Annotated in this window: 13 protein-coding genes; 3 read left to right on the top strand and 10 right to left on the bottom strand. The window is 68.9% G+C overall.

Annotation, left to right across the window (positions count from 1 at the left end; genetic code table 11):
• Positions 1-101 precede the first annotated feature (101 nt).
• Both BJ975_RS01200 and BJ975_RS01195 read left to right on the top strand, forming a co-directional pair.
• Positions 102-2,186, top strand: coding sequence for a hypothetical protein (locus tag BJ975_RS01200; protein WP_179422852.1), 2,085 nt, complete (start codon positions 102-104; stop codon positions 2,184-2,186).
• A 16-nt stretch (positions 2,187-2,202) separates the two neighbouring features.
• On the top strand, positions 2,203-2,757 hold the full coding sequence (locus tag BJ975_RS01195) for a GNAT family N-acetyltransferase (RefSeq protein ID WP_179422850.1): 555 nt from the start codon (positions 2,203-2,205) through the stop codon (positions 2,755-2,757).
• 253 nt (positions 2,758-3,010) lie between these two features.
• Here BJ975_RS01195 and BJ975_RS01190 read toward each other — a convergent pair whose 3' ends face one another.
• Entirely contained in the window at positions 3,011-3,628 is a 618-nt protein-coding gene (locus BJ975_RS01190) for a hypothetical protein (protein WP_223302975.1), read from the bottom strand.
• Positions 3,629-3,690: 62 nt separating this feature from the next.
• Between BJ975_RS01190 and BJ975_RS01185 the strand changes: the two genes are divergently transcribed.
• Positions 3,691-5,208, top strand: a complete 1,518-nt coding sequence (locus BJ975_RS01185; RefSeq protein ID WP_179422846.1) for an ATP-dependent DNA ligase — start codon at positions 3,691-3,693, stop codon at positions 5,206-5,208.
• A 60-nt stretch (positions 5,209-5,268) separates the two neighbouring features.
• On the opposite strand, the gene BJ975_RS01180 is transcribed toward BJ975_RS01185, so the two are convergent.
• The 9 genes from BJ975_RS01180 to BJ975_RS01140 all read right to left on the bottom strand — a co-directional run bounded on the left by BJ975_RS01180 (position 5,269) and on the right by BJ975_RS01140 (position 14,350).
• A complete protein-coding gene (locus tag BJ975_RS01180) occupies positions 5,269-6,825 on the bottom strand; it encodes an ABC transporter substrate-binding protein (RefSeq protein ID WP_179422844.1) in 1,557 nt (518 codons plus the stop codon).
• 173 nt (positions 6,826-6,998) lie between these two features.
• The gene (locus tag BJ975_RS01175) at positions 6,999-7,769 is read right to left on the bottom strand and encodes an SDR family oxidoreductase (RefSeq protein ID WP_179422842.1); all 771 of its coding nucleotides are present in this window, start codon (positions 7,767-7,769) and stop codon (positions 6,999-7,001) included.
• 32 nt (positions 7,770-7,801) lie between these two features.
• Positions 7,802-8,866 carry an acyl-CoA dehydrogenase family protein gene (locus BJ975_RS01170; RefSeq protein WP_179422840.1) on the bottom strand — a complete coding sequence of 355 codons (1,065 nt, stop codon included), beginning with the start codon at positions 8,864-8,866 and terminating at the stop codon, positions 7,802-7,804.
• The gene (locus BJ975_RS01165) at positions 8,863-10,032 is read right to left on the bottom strand and encodes an acyl-CoA dehydrogenase family protein (RefSeq protein ID WP_179422838.1); all 1,170 of its coding nucleotides are present in this window, start codon (positions 10,030-10,032) and stop codon (positions 8,863-8,865) included. Before BJ975_RS01165 ends, BJ975_RS01170 begins: the two co-directional genes overlap by 4 nt.
• On the bottom strand, positions 10,025-11,242 hold the full coding sequence (locus BJ975_RS01160) for an acyl-CoA dehydrogenase family protein (RefSeq protein WP_179422836.1): 1,218 nt from the start codon (positions 11,240-11,242) through the stop codon (positions 10,025-10,027). The genes BJ975_RS01165 and BJ975_RS01160 overlap by 8 nt, the downstream gene beginning before the upstream one ends.
• 79 nt (positions 11,243-11,321) lie before the next feature.
• A complete protein-coding gene (locus tag BJ975_RS01155; RefSeq protein WP_269303678.1) occupies positions 11,322-11,930 on the bottom strand; it encodes a TetR/AcrR family transcriptional regulator in 609 nt (202 codons plus the stop codon).
• Between the two features lie 61 nt (positions 11,931-11,991).
• Positions 11,992-12,291: a putative quinol monooxygenase gene (locus tag BJ975_RS01150; RefSeq protein WP_179422832.1), complete on the bottom strand. Its 300-nt coding sequence runs from the start codon at positions 12,289-12,291 to the stop codon at positions 11,992-11,994.
• Positions 12,288-13,142 carry an enoyl-CoA hydratase-related protein gene (locus tag BJ975_RS01145; protein WP_179422830.1) on the bottom strand — a complete coding sequence of 285 codons (855 nt, stop codon included), beginning with the start codon at positions 13,140-13,142 and terminating at the stop codon, positions 12,288-12,290. The genes BJ975_RS01150 and BJ975_RS01145 overlap by 4 nt, the downstream gene beginning before the upstream one ends.
• 8 nt (positions 13,143-13,150) lie before the next feature.
• Complete coding sequence (locus tag BJ975_RS01140; RefSeq protein WP_179422828.1) at positions 13,151-14,350, bottom strand: acetyl-CoA C-acyltransferase; 1,200 nt, start codon at positions 14,348-14,350, stop codon at positions 13,151-13,153.
• Positions 14,351-14,436 lie beyond the last annotated feature (86 nt).

Here is a 14,436-nt window from a genome sequence, read left to right as displayed (position 1 = left end):
ATCAGAGGCGTCTTGCGTGATCAGATCGTTATACAGGACCGGGTACGGCCGTCGGAGCGTGTCGCTACGGTCTGCCTTGATGCGATGGATAGGGGAACTCGATGGAGGACGAGACCGACGCGGTGTCTGGTGACCAGGGCACCGCAGATCTAGAGGACGAATTGGTCGCCGGATCCGACTACGACGAGAACGAGCGCGAAACCCGCACTGCCACTTGGGGAGACCTGATCCAGTCCGCCGACCTCGCCTTTCTCGTAGGGGGCACTTGGCACCGCATCGCCGCACGCCTAACCAATCTGCTCCACGAGCAGGGGTTCGATCACAATGACCCCCTGCTAGTTCCACTGCGCCGCAGCCTGAACTTTTTCCTGGACGCGCATCTGCACGGCCGAACCGACGTAGATCTAGTCCCGAAGGGGCTGCACGATGGCCGCAAGTGGTCGATCAAGGGCGTACCAGCAAGCGACGTAGAGGTTTGGAGCAAGATCGCTGACGAGGTCGAGCATCCAGCGGCGCGCGCTCACTTCCACGACCTGCTGTTCAAACGAGGTGGGAAGGATGCTCCGCGGCACGCCTCAACTGCGCTCTCCTACTACATGGAGGTGGCGAGGATCGATCACTACAACGTGCCTGTCGGCGAGGAAGATGAAGAGCGGCAGTTCCAGTGGAACGGACACAGCCGAAACGTGGCGATGGGCCGAGCGCTGTCGCTTCGGCACGTCATCGCGAAGACGCCCGAGTTCTCTCATCTCATCGAGGATTCTCAAAGCCTCGCCCTACGCCGACTTCGGGAAGTCCTTGAGGATCCGTCACCGCACATTGGCGACCTGCTTCTGCTCATTCGACTCCTCACCCGCAGCCGGCGAACTCTCACGACCTCGCAAGCCGATGTACTGAAAGACCTCATTGAGACCGCGATTTCCCGACACCGTGATCGCGACGATGTCGTTGACGGCCTAGTCGGGCAACTGATCCTTCTTGTGCCCGGACGAGCTCGAGAACTGAACCGACTGAGGGTCCAGGTCCGACTTGAGATTGCTGCCGCCCACTCGCAGGCGCAAGTCCGCATGATTCACCTCGAGAGAGCCGCCTCCTTGGCGCGGGATCACAACCTCCGCGACCTTCATGACGAAGCGATCCGTGAGATGCAGAGAGTCTCTCGAGAGGACCTCGGATTCCAGACCTTCTCCACGGAAACCGCCCTCCAAATGGAGGTGATTGCGGCGGAGATTGTTCGCTCTAGTGAAGGTGCCAGTTGGCAGGATGCGCTGACTTCATGGCTAAAGACGGGCTCGCCAGCCGGCAGCGCGAAGGCCAACCGCGAAGGCGCTGAAAATCTCGCGAGCAAGGCGCTGGTGAGCCAACTCGGTATGCCCACGGTTGTGTACGGGCGGGACGGCTTGCCGCGCTGGACTGCCGCGAGCGAAGAGGACCGACGCGATCACGAACTCGCACGCCACGAGATGTTCGCGATCCAGTTCAACGGCCTCATCCTTGCCGAGGGTCTGGAAACGATCTCGAGGAGTCACGGCGTCCCCGACGTCACGGAGTTGACGCTTCATCTCGCTCACAACGGGGACGGTGACTTCGATCTAGCAGGCGCCTTGGCGAGGGCGCTTCATCGCTTCTGGGCGGGCGACTACGAGGGTGCCCTAATGACCTCCGCGCTTCGGGTGGAGGCCGGGGCTCGACACCTGGCCGTTGCCCTCGACGAGGCGGCCTACGTGACTAGTCGGCAAAGCGCTCCAGGCGTGTACGTCGGGATCGCAGCCCTGACAGATCTACTGGAGAAGCACGGCCTGGATGAGGATTGGAAACGCTTCCTCCTGACCTACTTCGTTTCACCCGTAGGACGCAACCTCCGACACGACCTCGCACATGGCTTCGGGCTCGAGGAGTCTGCGCCTCGAATTGAGGCCGCGCTCTCCCTTCGAGCGCTCGGGCTCTTCGTCTACGCATCGTGGCAGCCAGGAAAGGACAGCGTGCCTCCGACACCCATGGTGGGATCACATGCGACTGGTTTGGTTGATGCCGCCGGTTTGCTGTTCCGTCGCGTTCAGCAGGGCGTTCCAATCCGGGCGCTATTGCGTCACGAGGTCGTTTCGTTTGCACGGCTGGTGCGTGGCTGTCGACGCTGGAGGAAGGAACGGAACCCTGCGCGGCCGGGCCAGAACGGAGAGTTATGACCTATCGTCGGGCCCCGTGAGATTGACCCTTGCCGAGACGGAAGCCCATCGCCGCGAGGTCCTGGCATTGTTTCTCGACACGTTCAGCGACATTGCTCCGACCGCCGTGCCGATGCCTCACGTCGACCACCTGTACCGGCCTGCGATCGCGCAGGTGCGCGACGACACAGGGGCGCTCGTTGCCTCCGCCCTCACATGCGTCCCTCAGAAAGCTGCAGGCGTGGCGCTCCTGCCTCCACAGATGCGACCGCAGGGACTCAGCAGAGCCGCTGAACGGGTCAGCGAACTCGACCTCGTGGCCGTGCAGCCCGATCGCAGAGGGCAAGGCGTGGGCCAGAAGATGATCGAGTTTCTCGAATCGGTTCTGGTCTCCCGTGGGGTGCGTACGTGGTTCGGCTGCGCGACCCCCGATCTCGACGTTGCCGCCCTGCGCCATTTCTACGCTCGAGCTGGCTTCAAGGTGCTCACGGAGGGGCAGCCCCTTCCTCCACTCGGTGGTCAGAACTGGAGCGTCCCATTCGCAGAAGCGCCCGCCTTCTACTTCTGGAAGAAACTCCGCGCCGCACATTGACCTAAAGAGCACCAGGGATCTCGACGGGTCGGGTCACGAACTGCATGAGTTGTGGTTCTCAAAGGAAACTCCTCCGCCTCGTCGTCGTCGAACGCGATAGCGGTGTGCGCGCCTAGATGGCATAGTGCGTCTTAGTGGGCGAAATGCCGCGATGGCGGAGTCGAGCTGTCGGACGCCTCCTCGTGATTTCGGAGGCAGCCCAGGGACACGCTTGGAGCAAACGACGCACCGAGACCCCCGAGTTCCCATGGGGCTAAGCGAGACGCTCGATCGTGGTCACGACTGCGGTGACCGTGGGGCGGGCCGGGGTGCTGGAGAAGCCGAAACGGCAGGGCGGGTCCACAGGTCGAAGCTCTCCGAGGTCCTCACCGCGCCAGGTTCCGGCAATCGCGTCGACCGAGACGACCGAGGTCGCGCCGTACCACTCGCGGCGGTCGTTGCCGGCGGTTCCGCGGGTGCGGACGCCCTTCATCACCAGCCGTGCGATCGGGTCGATGGCTCCGCACCAGGCAGGTGCGGTCGCGAGGCGTGCGGGCACCAGACCGAGCAGCATCCCGAGTTGCGTGCGGCCGCCCACGACGAGCCGCAGTGACAGGGACGGCGTCGAGACCTCCCAGCCGTCGGGGGTGTCGACGACGGACACGGGCTCGATGACGACCTCGTCGAACGAGTAGGTCGCAGCGACGAAGTCCCGCACCCGTTCCGAAGGAGCGAGCAGGACTCGATGACCTGCGGCGTCCTCGATCATCACGTCCGCGAACGCGCCCCACGGCGAGGCGTCCCAGCGGCCCACGACCACGCGGACACCGCTCGTGCTGCCGACGCCGGCGATCCGACCCTCGAAGCGCTCCCTGATCCGTCCGGCCTTCACGGGTTCCATCCTGCCCGTTCCGGACACGAGCGCCTGTCGGTGGCGAGCGGCAGGATGGGCTCATGCTGCTCGCCGAGCTCGTCGCAACCTCCGAGGAGGTCGCCGCCACCCGCTCCCGCAAGGCAAAGGTCGCGCTGCTTGCTGGCCTGCTCGGCCGCGTCGAGCCTGACGAGCTCGAGGTCGTCGTGTCCTACCTCGGTGGCGCGTTGCGTCAGCGTCGCACCGGCTTGGGCTGGCGAGGCGTAAGCGCGCCGGCGCCGCCCGCGGCCGAGCCCTCCTTGAGCGTCCTCGAGGTCGACGAGGCCTTCGCGGCCATGGCCCTGCTCTCCGGCTCGGGCTCGCAGGGCGCGCGACGCGGGGCCGTCGCCGACCTGTTCGGGCGCGCCACTGCCGCCGAGCAGGCGTGGCTGCGCGCGATCGTCACCGGCAACCTGCGCCAGGGCGCGCTCGACGCCGTCACGCAGGAGGCCGTCGCCCAGGTCGCCGACGTGCCGGTCACGGCCGTCCGCCGGGCCGCGATGCTCGCCGGCAGCACCGTCGACGCGGCACGCGCCGCCTTCGAGGGCGAGGACGCGCTGGCCGCGATCGGGCTCGAGGTCGGCCGTCCGGTCATGCCGATGCTCGCGTCCAGCGCGCCCGACGTGGCCGCCGCCATGGCCGGCCTCTCCCCCGATGGCACCACCGAGGTCGCGGTCGACGCAAAGCTCGACGGCATCCGCATCCAGGTCCACCGCGACGGCGACGACGTCCTCGTGGTCACCCGCAGCCTCGACGACATCACCTCGCGGCTTCCCGAGGTGGTCGCGGTCGCCCGGTCGCTGCCCGCCTCACGGTTCGTGCTCGACGGCGAGGCGCTCGCGCTGACCGACGACGGCCGACCGATGGCCTTCCAGGACACCGCCAGCCGCACCGCCCAGGCCGAGGGCGTCGCCATCACGCCCCACTTCTTCGACGTCCTCCACGTCGACGGGCGCGACCTTCTCGACGCTCCCGGACATGAACGGCTGGCCGCGCTCGACGCGCTCGTGCCCGAGCCTCACCGCGTCCGCCGACTCCTCACGTCCGACGCCGCGGCCGCCGACGCCTTCGCCGCCGAGACCGTGGCTGCGGGTCACGAGGGTGTCGTCCTCAAGGACCTCTCGGCTCCCTACGCCGCCGGGCGGCGTGGCGCGGCATGGGTCAAGGTCAAGCCGGTCCACACGCTCGACCTCGTTGTCCTTGCTGTCGAGTGGGGCTCCGGTCGGCGGCAGGGCTGGCTGTCCAACATCCATCTGGGTGCGCGGGACGAGTCCTCCCCCACTGGGTTCGTGATGCTCGGCAAGACGTTCAAAGGGATGACCGACGAGATGCTCGCGTGGCAGACCGAGCGGTTCCTCTCACTGGAGACGCATCGCGAGGGTCACGTCGTGCACGTCCGTCCCGAGCAGGTGGTCGAGATCGCCTTCGACGGATTGCAGCGGTCCACCCGCTACCCCGGCGGACTGGCGCTGCGCTTCGCCCGCGTCGTTCGCTACCGCGACGACAAGACGCCGGCCGAAGCCGACACGATCGAGACCGTCCGCTCGCTCGTCACCGGCTGACCCACTGACGACAGCAGCCCCGCCGGGGAGGAATCCGGCGGGGCTGCTGGGTCGAGGGCGTCAGCCCGCGTTGCGGATGCTGCGGAGGTTCACGACGCGGTAGCCGGCCTGGAAGGTCAGCCCGTTCGTGAAGTAGTTCGCCACCGGGGTCATGAGCGGCACGAAGTCGGCCCGCTCGAGCAGCGCGGCCTCGGCCTCGCCCCAGCGCTGGCAGCGCTCGTCGCCCTCGAGGCTCGACACGCTGTTCTTGATCAGGTCGTCGAAGGTCTCGTTCTTCACGCGGCCCCAGTTCATGGCGCCGCCCTCGCCGAACACCGAGCTCATCTTCGTCGCCATCGGGTACGGCGTGCGGATCGCGGTCTGATACGGGTAGACGAAGATGTCCCAGCCCGAGCCGTCGCCGTAGATGATGCCCGCGCCCTGCGCGAGGGTGCCGTTCGTGACCTCGACCTCGATGCCCAGCTGGCGCAGGGTGTCGGCGATGTAGTCCGGGCCCGAGTTCTGCACGTCGTAGCCCAGCAGCTCGATCTTCAGCTTCTTGCCGCCGGGGCCGTACCCCGCAGCCTCCAGCTCGGCCTTCGCCTTGTCCATGCTCAGCTCGGGCACGAACTTCTCGTTCTCGGGCGTGTAGCAGTTCATGTTGTCGGTGATCACCGTGCGCGCGGGCTCGGCGACGCCGAACGAGGCCGCCTTGGCGTACCCGGCCGGGTCCAGCGCGTGCGCCACGACCTTGCGCAGGCGCTCGTCCGCGAACGGGCGGCCCTCGCGCTCGTTGAACGACACCGAGTCGGCGCCGAACGCCTTGCCCTGAATGGGCTTGTGCTCCCGCTCGAGGCGCTCGGAGTCACGGCCCAGGACGGCCGCGATGTCGGTGGCGCCGGTCTCGAAGAGGTTGGCGCGGGTCGAGTCCGCGGTGACCACGCGCATCGTGATCTTCTCCGGGATCTCCTCGTCGTCGGCCAGGCCGGGCGAGTCCCACGCCTCCAGCACGTACTCCTCGCCGCGCTTGAGCGTCGTGATCTTGTACGGGCCCGAGCCCTGCGGCGCGGTCGCGAGGCCCTCGACGTCCTCCAGGCCCTTCGGGCACACGATGAACGCGTTGGTCATCGACTCGAGCATGTCGGTGTGTGGCTCGTTGACCTCGATGATCAGGGTGTCGGCCTCGTCGTCGCCGACGATCGACTTGGCGCCGCCCGAGCCGAACAGGCGGCCGCGGAACGGCGAGCCCGACTCGGGGTCGGCCAGGCGCTCCATGTTCTTCGCGACGTCCGACGGCAGCAGGTCGGAGCCGTCGCTGCACTTCAGGTCGGGACGCAGGTGGAAGACGACCTTCGTGGGGGTGACCTCCCACTTCTCGGCCATCGCCGGGGCGACGCCGCCGGTCTGGTGGTCCTGGCGCACGGGGGTGTCGTAGACGGCCTCGAACATCTGCATCGCGCCCTGGTCGGAGGCGGAGATCGCGGGGTCGAAGGTGTCCACGTCGTTGCGCAGGTCCATCACGATGCTGTCGGGAACCTCCCCCGCCTTGCCCTCGGAGCCTCCGGACTCACCGCCGCACGCCGCGAGCGTGAGCGCCGCGACGGCCACGAGTGCCGATGCCTGGATTCGTCTCGACATGAACAGCCTTCCCTCCGATGAGCGTGTGATCGTCCTCACAACGTTCCCGTCATCCTGATGGGCTGGACGAGCAAAGTCAATGTTGAATTCAGGTTTAACTACATACTGGACACGAGGACATGGAAGGGGCCGCGCGGATGCTCCGCGCGGCCCCTCCCTGTACCCATCTCGACTCAGCGAGCGTGCGTCACGCCCCCGTCGACGGTGATGGTCGAGCCCACCACGTAGTCGCCCGAACGGGCGGCCAGGTAGATCGCGGCGGCGGCCATGTCCTCCGGCGTGCCGATGCGGCCCGAGGGGATCGAGCCCTTGATCTCGTCGCCGTGATCGCGGGCGTCCTTGTTCATGTTCGAGGCGAACGCGCCCGGCGCGATGCCGCTGACGGCGATGTCGTCCTGGATCAGGCGGATCGCCATGCGACGCGTCAGCTGGATGACCCCGGCCTTGCTCGCGTGGTAGGAGTACGTCTCCTGCGGGTTCAGGCTGATGCCGTCGATCGAGGCGATGTTGATGACCTTCGCGAGGTGGTCGCCCGTGGCCGCGACGAGGTCGGACTTCAGCGCCTGCGTCAGGAAGAACAGGGACTTCACGTTGAGGTCCATGACCTTGTCCCAGCCCGACTCGGGGAACTCGTCGAACGGGGCGCCCCAGGCGGCACCGGCGTTGTTGACCAGGATGTCCAGGCTCGACTCGTGCTCGCGGTAACGGGCGACGAGGTCGTTGATGCCGTCGAGCGTCGAGACGTCGGCCGGCAGCGACACGCACGTGCCGAACTCCGAGAGCTCCTTCGCGGTGGCGTCGCACGCCTCGGCCTTGCGGGCCGAGATGTAGACGCGGGCGCCCTGCTTGAGGAAGCCCTCGGCGATCATGCGGCCGATGCCGCGCGAGCCGCCGGTGACGAGGGCCGTGCGGCCCTCGAGGCTGAACAGCGAGGTGGTGTCCATGGATGAAACCTCCGAATGGTTGGACGGTCGGGTCAGTGCTGCGGAAGGTCGACGAGTGCGGCCAGGTCGCTCCGGTGCGCCGCGGGCGTGCCGAGCGCTAGCTGGTCGGACTTGGCGCGCTTCAGGTACAGGTGAATCGCATGCTCCCACGTCATGCCGATGCCGCCGTGCAGCTGCAGCGCCTCCTCGGCCGCGTGCACCGCGACGTCGGAGCAGTACGACTGGGCCACGGCCTGTGCCACGGGGGCGTCGGCGTCGTCCGTCGCGAGCGTGTCCGCGGCGTAGCGTGCCGCGGCCTGCGCCTGGGCGACCTCGAGGTAGAGGTCGGCGAGCCGGTGCTTGATCGCCTGGAACGAGCCGATCGGCCGGGCGAACTGGACGCGCGTCTTGGCGTACTCGACGGTCGTCTCCAGGCACCACTGCGCCAGGCCCACCTGCTCGGAGGCGAGCAGGGCCGCGCCGGCAGCCAGCGCGGCGTCGATCGCCGCCACGGCTGCGTCGCCCTCGGCGAGCACGCGACCCTCCCCCGTCGGCGTGACCGACGCGAGCGGGCGGCTCATGTCGAGCGTCGTGAGCGGCTCGACCTCGGCCGACTCGTGCAGCGCGAGCCGCACGGTGCCGTCGACGAGCGTCGGGACCAGGAACAGGTCGGCGCCCCACGCCCCCGCCACAGGGGCGACCGCACCACGCTCGGGCGCCGACCAGGATCCGGACCGCGCCGACCACGGCAGCACCAGCACCGCGCGGCGCTCGCCGGCGGCCAGCTGCGGCAGGACGTCCTCGGCTCCGAGGGCGACCAGCGCGGTGGTGGCCACGACGGCGCTCTCGAGGAACGGGACCGGAGCGACGGTGCGCCCCAGCTCCTCCAGGACCACGGCGGCCTCGCGCGCACCCGCGCCGACGCCACCCCACTCCTCGGGGACCAGCAGGCCGGCCAGGCCGAGATCGCCCGCGAGGGCAGACCACACGCCGGACACATCGGTGTCGGGCGCATCGTAGAGCGCCGCCACGCGATCGGAGTCCGTCGTGCGACCCAGCGCGCCACGCACGCTCGACCGCAGCGACTCCTCGACATCGGAGTACAGCAAGTCAGTCATCGGGGCACCTCGTTGAAGGGGACGCCCTTGTCGGGGCGGTGGTCGGCGGGCAGGCCCAGGACGCGCTCGGACACGACGTTGCGCATGATCTCGGACGTGCCGCCCTCGATCGAGTTGCCCTTGGCGCGCAGGTAGCGGAAGCCCGGACCGCGGCCCAGGAAGCTCGCCGACGCGGTGCGCACCATCGTCCAGTCGTCGTACTGCAGGCCGGCGTCGGGATCGAGCTCGAGCGCGAAGCCCGAGATCTGCTGCGCCTGCTTGGCGAAGGCCAGCTTCATGGCGGAGCTCTCCGGACCGGGCTGGCCGACGGCCAGCTGCTGACGCAGGCGCTCGCCCGCGAGGCGGGTCACCTCGGTCTCGACCCACCACGACATGAGGCGGTCGTGCTCGGCGGCCGAGCGCACCGACGGATCGCTGCGCCACCGCTCGGTGACGATGCCGATCTGGCCGGCCTCGCGGTCGGCACCGCTGCCGATCGCGACGCGCTCGTTGTTGAGCGTGGTCGTCGCGACGCGCCAGCCCTGGCCCACCTCGCCGACGCGGTCGGTGTCGGGCACGCGGACGTCGGTCAGGAAGACCTCGTTGAACTCGGCCTCGCCGGTGATCTGGCGCAGCGGGCGCACGTCGACGCCCGGGTCGCTCATGTCGACCACGAAGTACGACAGGCCCGCGTGCTTGACGACCGTCGGGTCGGTGCGGGCGACGAGGATCGCGCGCTGCGCGTTCTGCGCGCCCGAGGTCCAGACCTTCTGGCCGTTGACGGTCCAGGTGTCACCGTCGAGGACGGCCTTGGTGGTCACGCCCGCGAGGTCGGAGCCGGCGCCGGGCTCGCTGAAGAGCTGGCACCAGACCTCCTCGCACGTGAACAGCGGGCGCAGGTAGCGCTCCTGCTGCTCGGGGGTGCCGAACGCGATGAGCGTCGGCGCCGCCATGCCCAGGCCGATGCTGTTGAGCCCGAGGTCGGGCGCCGGGGCGCCCGCCTCGGCCAGCAGCTGCTCGACGACCTGCTGCTCCTCGCGCGGACGGTCCAGGCCGCCGCGCCCGACCGGGAAGTGCACCCAGGCCAGGCCGGCGTCGAACCGGGCGCCGAGGAACTCGACGGGGTCGACCGTGGCGAGGTCGAAGCGGCCGACCAGCTCGGCGACCGCGGCGCGGACATCAGTCACGCTGGGCCTGCTTGCGCAGCTCGTGACGCGCGAGGGCGTTCTTGTGCACCTCGTCCGGGCCGTCGGCGAAGCGCAGCGTGCGCACCTGGGCGAACCACTCGGCGATCGGGAAGTCCTGGCTCAGGCCGCCACCGCCGTGGACCTGGATGGCCTTGTCGACGATCCACTCCACCGTGCGCGGAGCGGCGATCTTGATCGCCTGGATCTCGGTGTGCGCGCCCTTGTTGCCCACGGTGTCCATGAGCCAGGCGGCCTTGAGGGTCAGCAGACGGATCTGCTCGATCTTCACGCGCGACTCGGCGATCCAGTCGCGCACGACGCCCTGCTCGCTCAGCGGCTTGCCGAAGGCGACGCGCTCGTTGGCGCGGGCGATCATCAGCTCGAGGCTGCGCTCGGCGATGCCGATGAGGCGCATGCAGTGGTGGATGCGGCCGGGCCCGAGGCGGGCCTGGGCGATGGCGAAGCCCTCGCCCTCGCCGGCGATGAGGTTCGAGGCCGGGACGCGCACGTCGGTGAAGATGACCTCGGCGTGGCCGCCGTGGTCGCGGTCGTCGTAGCCGAAGACGCGCATGCCGCGCTTGATCTCGATGCCGGGAGTGTCGCGGGGCACGAGGATCTGCGACTGCTGGCGGTGACGCGACGCGTTGGGGTCGGTCTTGCCCATCACGATCATGATCTTGGCGTTCGGGTTCATGGCGCCCGAGATGAACCACTTGCGGCCGTTGATGACGTACTCGTCGCCGTCACGCTCGATGCGGGTCTCGATGTTCGTGGCGTCCGAGCTGGCCACGGCCGGCTCGGTCATCGCGAAGGCGGAGCGGATCTCGCCCTCGAGGAGCGGCTCGAGCCACTCCTTCTTCTGCTGCTCGGTGCCGAACATGCTCAGCACCTCCATGTTGCCCGTGTCGGGCGCGGCGCAGTTCGTCACGGTGGGCGCGATGTGCAGGCTGCGGCCCATGATCTCGCACAGCGGCGCGTACTGGAGGTTGGTCAGGCCCGCGCCCTCGGCGCCGGGGTGGAAGAGGTTCCACAGGCCGCGCTTCTTCGCCTCGGCCTTGAGCGGCTCGATGACCGGCGGCGGCGACCAGACGTCCGGAGCGGACTCGAGCTGCTCCCAGAACGTCGCCTCGGCGGGGTACACGAACTCCTCCATGAACGCGTTGAGGCGCTCGATGAGGTCTTGGGTGGTCGAGTCGTATGCGAATTCCACGGCAATTCTCCAAACTTGAATTCAGATTCAACTCAGAATAGCGCGTGAGGGGTCGCTCTGGCAATGGTCTCCGGGGTCGTCAGACACCGGCGGGCTGCGGCAGCGTCATGCCCAGCGCGTTGAACCACAGCCTCGTCGACGTCTCGACCATCGCGTCGACGTCCCAGCTCTCCCCCAGCGCGATGGAGTAGTACGCCAGCCGGCTCACCATGCTGGCCAGGGCGCGCGCCGTCATCAGCGGATCGAGCGTCGGGTCGGCCAGGCCGGACTCCTGCGCGGACTCGATCCAGCGCGCGACGCGATCGGTGAACAGCTGCGAGCGGCGGACGCGCAGCGCCCGGAACTCGGGGTTGATCGTGGCGACCTGCTCGAGCAGCACCATGAGCTTGGCGTTGCGCCCGTACGCCTCGAAGTACGCGCGGTTGCTGGCCTCCAGGACCGCGGCGATGTTCTCGGGATCCTCCTCGACGCGCGGCAGGCCCGGATGCATCATGTCGTCCTGCGCGACCTGCAGGACGGCCGTGAAGATCTCGTCCTTGCTGTCGAAGTACGTGTAGAAGGTGCCGATCGACGTGTTCGCCTCGCGGGCGATGTCGGTCAGCCGGGAGTTGATGAACCCGTCGCGCTCGAAGACCCGGCGGGCGGCACTGACGAGGGACTCACGGGTGCGCAGGCCCCGGGCCGTCACCGGGAGAGACCGCAGGCGGCTCTCGTCGACGAGGGACCCGGGGACCGCGTCACCCTGGGGACTACTTGGCTTGCTCACCGACAGGCCTGAGGACCGAGATGACGGGAGCGCCCGCGACCAGGTCCTTCAGGACCGCGCCGAACGCCTCGAACTCGGGCGCCGCGGCGTGACGCTTCAGCGCCTCGCCGTCGGCGTACTCCTCGAGGAGGACGTAGTCCACCTGGCTCCCGCTGACGCGCTGCAGGTCCCAGCGGGTGCAGCCCTCGTCCGCGAGCATGCCCGGACGGGCGGCCGCGACGGCCTTCTCGAACTCCTCGGCGGCGCCCTCACGTACGGTCACAGCGGCGGTCACGTTGATCATCGGTCTCCTCCGGTCTCGGCGATGCGACGACGGCCGAAGACGGGCGTCCGCTTCTCGACGAACGCGCGCACGGCACCGATGTGGTCATCGGTCAGGCCCGTCGCCTTGTGCAGCGGAACCTCGGCGTCCATGCTCTCCTCGAGGCTCTCACGCGGAGCGCGGTCGAGGTTGTCGAGCATGCTCGCGTAGGCCTGCGCCGGACCGTTCGCCAGCTGCTCGGCCAGCTCGCGCACCCGCGCCTCGAACTGCTCCTCGGGCACGACCTCGTTGAGCAGGCCCAGCTCGCGCGCCTCCTCCGCGCGGACGCGCGGGTTCAGCAGCATGAGCTCGCGGGCCTTGACGGGGCCGACGATGTCGTTGAGCAGCCAGGCCACGCCGAAGTCACCGGACAGGCCGACCGCGCCGAACGCCGTCGCGAAGACCGCGCGCTCGCTGCCGATGCGGAAGTCCGCCGCCAGGGCCAGGCCCAGGCCGGCGCCGGCCGCGGCGCCCGGGATCGCGGCGATCACGGGCTTGCGGCTGCGGTAGAGCTTGCCGACGGTGGCGCGCTGCGCCTTCCGCTGGGCCTCGACCGCGTCGGCGTCGATCTCGTCGGCGCCGCCGCCCTCACCGCCCTTGGCGTCGAAGTCCTGGACGTCGCCGCCGGAGCAGAACGCCTTGCCGGCGCCCGTGATGACGATGACGCCGACCTCGTCGGAGTCCTGCATCGCGTCCACCAGCGACTCGATGCCCGCGACCATCGCGTCGGACAGCGCGTTGCGGCGGTCCGGACGGTTCAGGGTGATCGTGCCGATGCCGTCCTCGACGTCTCCGTAGACGTCGTCCTCGGTGCTCGTGCCGTTGATCAGCATGGCGCTCCTCAGGCGACTTCGAACAGGCCGGCGGCACCCATGCCGCCGCCGATGCACATGGAGATCACGACGTACTGCACGCCGCGACGCTTGCCCTCGATGAGGGAGTGGCCGACGAGGCGGGCGCCGGTCATGCCGTACGGGTGGCCGACGGAGATCGCGCCGCCGTTGACGTTGTAGCGCTCGGGATCGATCTTGAGCTCCTCGCGGCAGTACAGCGCCTGCGACGCGAAGGCCTCGTTGAGCTCCCACAGGCCGATGTCGTCGACGCTGAGGCCGTGCTGCTTCAGCAGCTTCGGGATGGCGAAGACCGGGCCGATGCCCATCTCGTCCGGGTCGCAGCCCGCGACGGCCATGCCGCGGTAGACGCCCAGCACGTTCGCGCCGCGCTGCTCGGCGACCTTGCGCTCCATGAGGACCGACGCCGAGGCGCCGTCCGACAGCTGCGAGGCGTTGCCGGCGGTGACGCTCGAGGCCTTGACGACCTGACCGTCGGGCAGCACGGGCGACAGGCCCGAGAGCGACTCCAGCGTGGTCGACGGGCGGTTGCCCTCGTCCTTGCTGAGCGTCACGCGCTGCTCGCTGATCTGCTTGGTCTCGCGGTCCTGGACCAGCTGGACCGACTCGAAGGGGACGATCTCGTCGTCGAAGCGGCCGGCCTCCTGCGCGGCGGCGGTGCGCTGCTGCGAGAGCAGGGCGAACTCGTCCTGCGCGTCGCGGCTGACGTTGTAGCGCTCGGCGACGATCTCGGCCGTCTGGAGCATCGGCATGTAGAGGTCGGGGCGGTGCTCCTCGAGCCACGGGTCGTTGGCGCGGTGGCCGTTCATGTGCTCGTTCTGCACCAGCGAGATCGACTCGACGCCGCCGCCGATCGTGATGTCCATGCCATCGGCGACGATCTGCTTGGCGGCCGTGGCGATGGCCATGAGGCCCGACGCGCACTGGCGGTCGACCGACATGCCGGCGACCGAGGTGGGCAGTCCGGCGCGGAGCGCGGCCTGGCGGGCCACGTTGAAGCCCGTGCTGCCCTGCTGCATCGCGGCGCCGAAGACGACGTCGTCGACCTCCGCGCCCTCGATGCCGGCGCGCTTCACGGCCTCGGCGATGGCGTGGCCGGCGAGCTCCTGGGCCTGGGTGTTGTTGAACGCACCGCGGTAGGCCTTGCCGATCGGGGTGCGGGCGGTCGAGACGACAACGGCCTCTCTCATGGGCGTTCCTTCGAAAGTCGTGGGTTCCAAGTCCTTACGCCGACGGCGAAGAACGGCTAACATGAATCTTACTTCAGTTTCAACTC

Origin of the sequence: Aeromicrobium tamlense, assembly GCF_013408555.1 — a bacterium.
GTDB lineage: Bacteria > Actinomycetota > Actinomycetes > Propionibacteriales > Nocardioidaceae > Aeromicrobium > Aeromicrobium tamlense.
The sequence above is the reverse complement of the archived record's forward strand: the minus strand, read 5'-3'. Positions and strand labels throughout refer to the sequence as shown.

Bases quoted from the DNA above. Each gene is read 5' to 3' on its own strand.
- BJ975_RS01200 (WP_179422852.1), top strand. From the start codon at position 102: ATGGAGGACGAGACCGACGCGGTGTCTGGTGACCAGGGCACCGCAGAT.
- BJ975_RS01185 (WP_179422846.1), top strand. From the start codon at position 3,691: ATGCTGCTCGCCGAGCTCGTCGCAACCTCCGAGGAGGTCGCCGCCACC.
- BJ975_RS01180 (WP_179422844.1), bottom strand. From the start codon at position 6,825: ATGTCGAGACGAATCCAGGCATCGGCACTCGTGGCCGTCGCGGCGCTC.
- BJ975_RS01175 (WP_179422842.1), bottom strand. From the start codon at position 7,769: ATGGACACCACCTCGCTGTTCAGCCTCGAGGGCCGCACGGCCCTCGTC.
- BJ975_RS01170 (WP_179422840.1), bottom strand. From the start codon at position 8,866: ATGACTGACTTGCTGTACTCCGATGTCGAGGAGTCGCTGCGGTCGAGC.
- BJ975_RS01150 (WP_179422832.1), bottom strand. From the start codon at position 12,291: ATGATCAACGTGACCGCCGCTGTGACCGTACGTGAGGGCGCCGCCGAG.
- BJ975_RS01145 (WP_179422830.1), bottom strand. From the start codon at position 13,142: ATGCTGATCAACGGCACGAGCACCGAGGACGACGTCTACGGAGACGTC.
- BJ975_RS01140 (WP_179422828.1), bottom strand. From the start codon at position 14,350: ATGAGAGAGGCCGTTGTCGTCTCGACCGCCCGCACCCCGATCGGCAAG.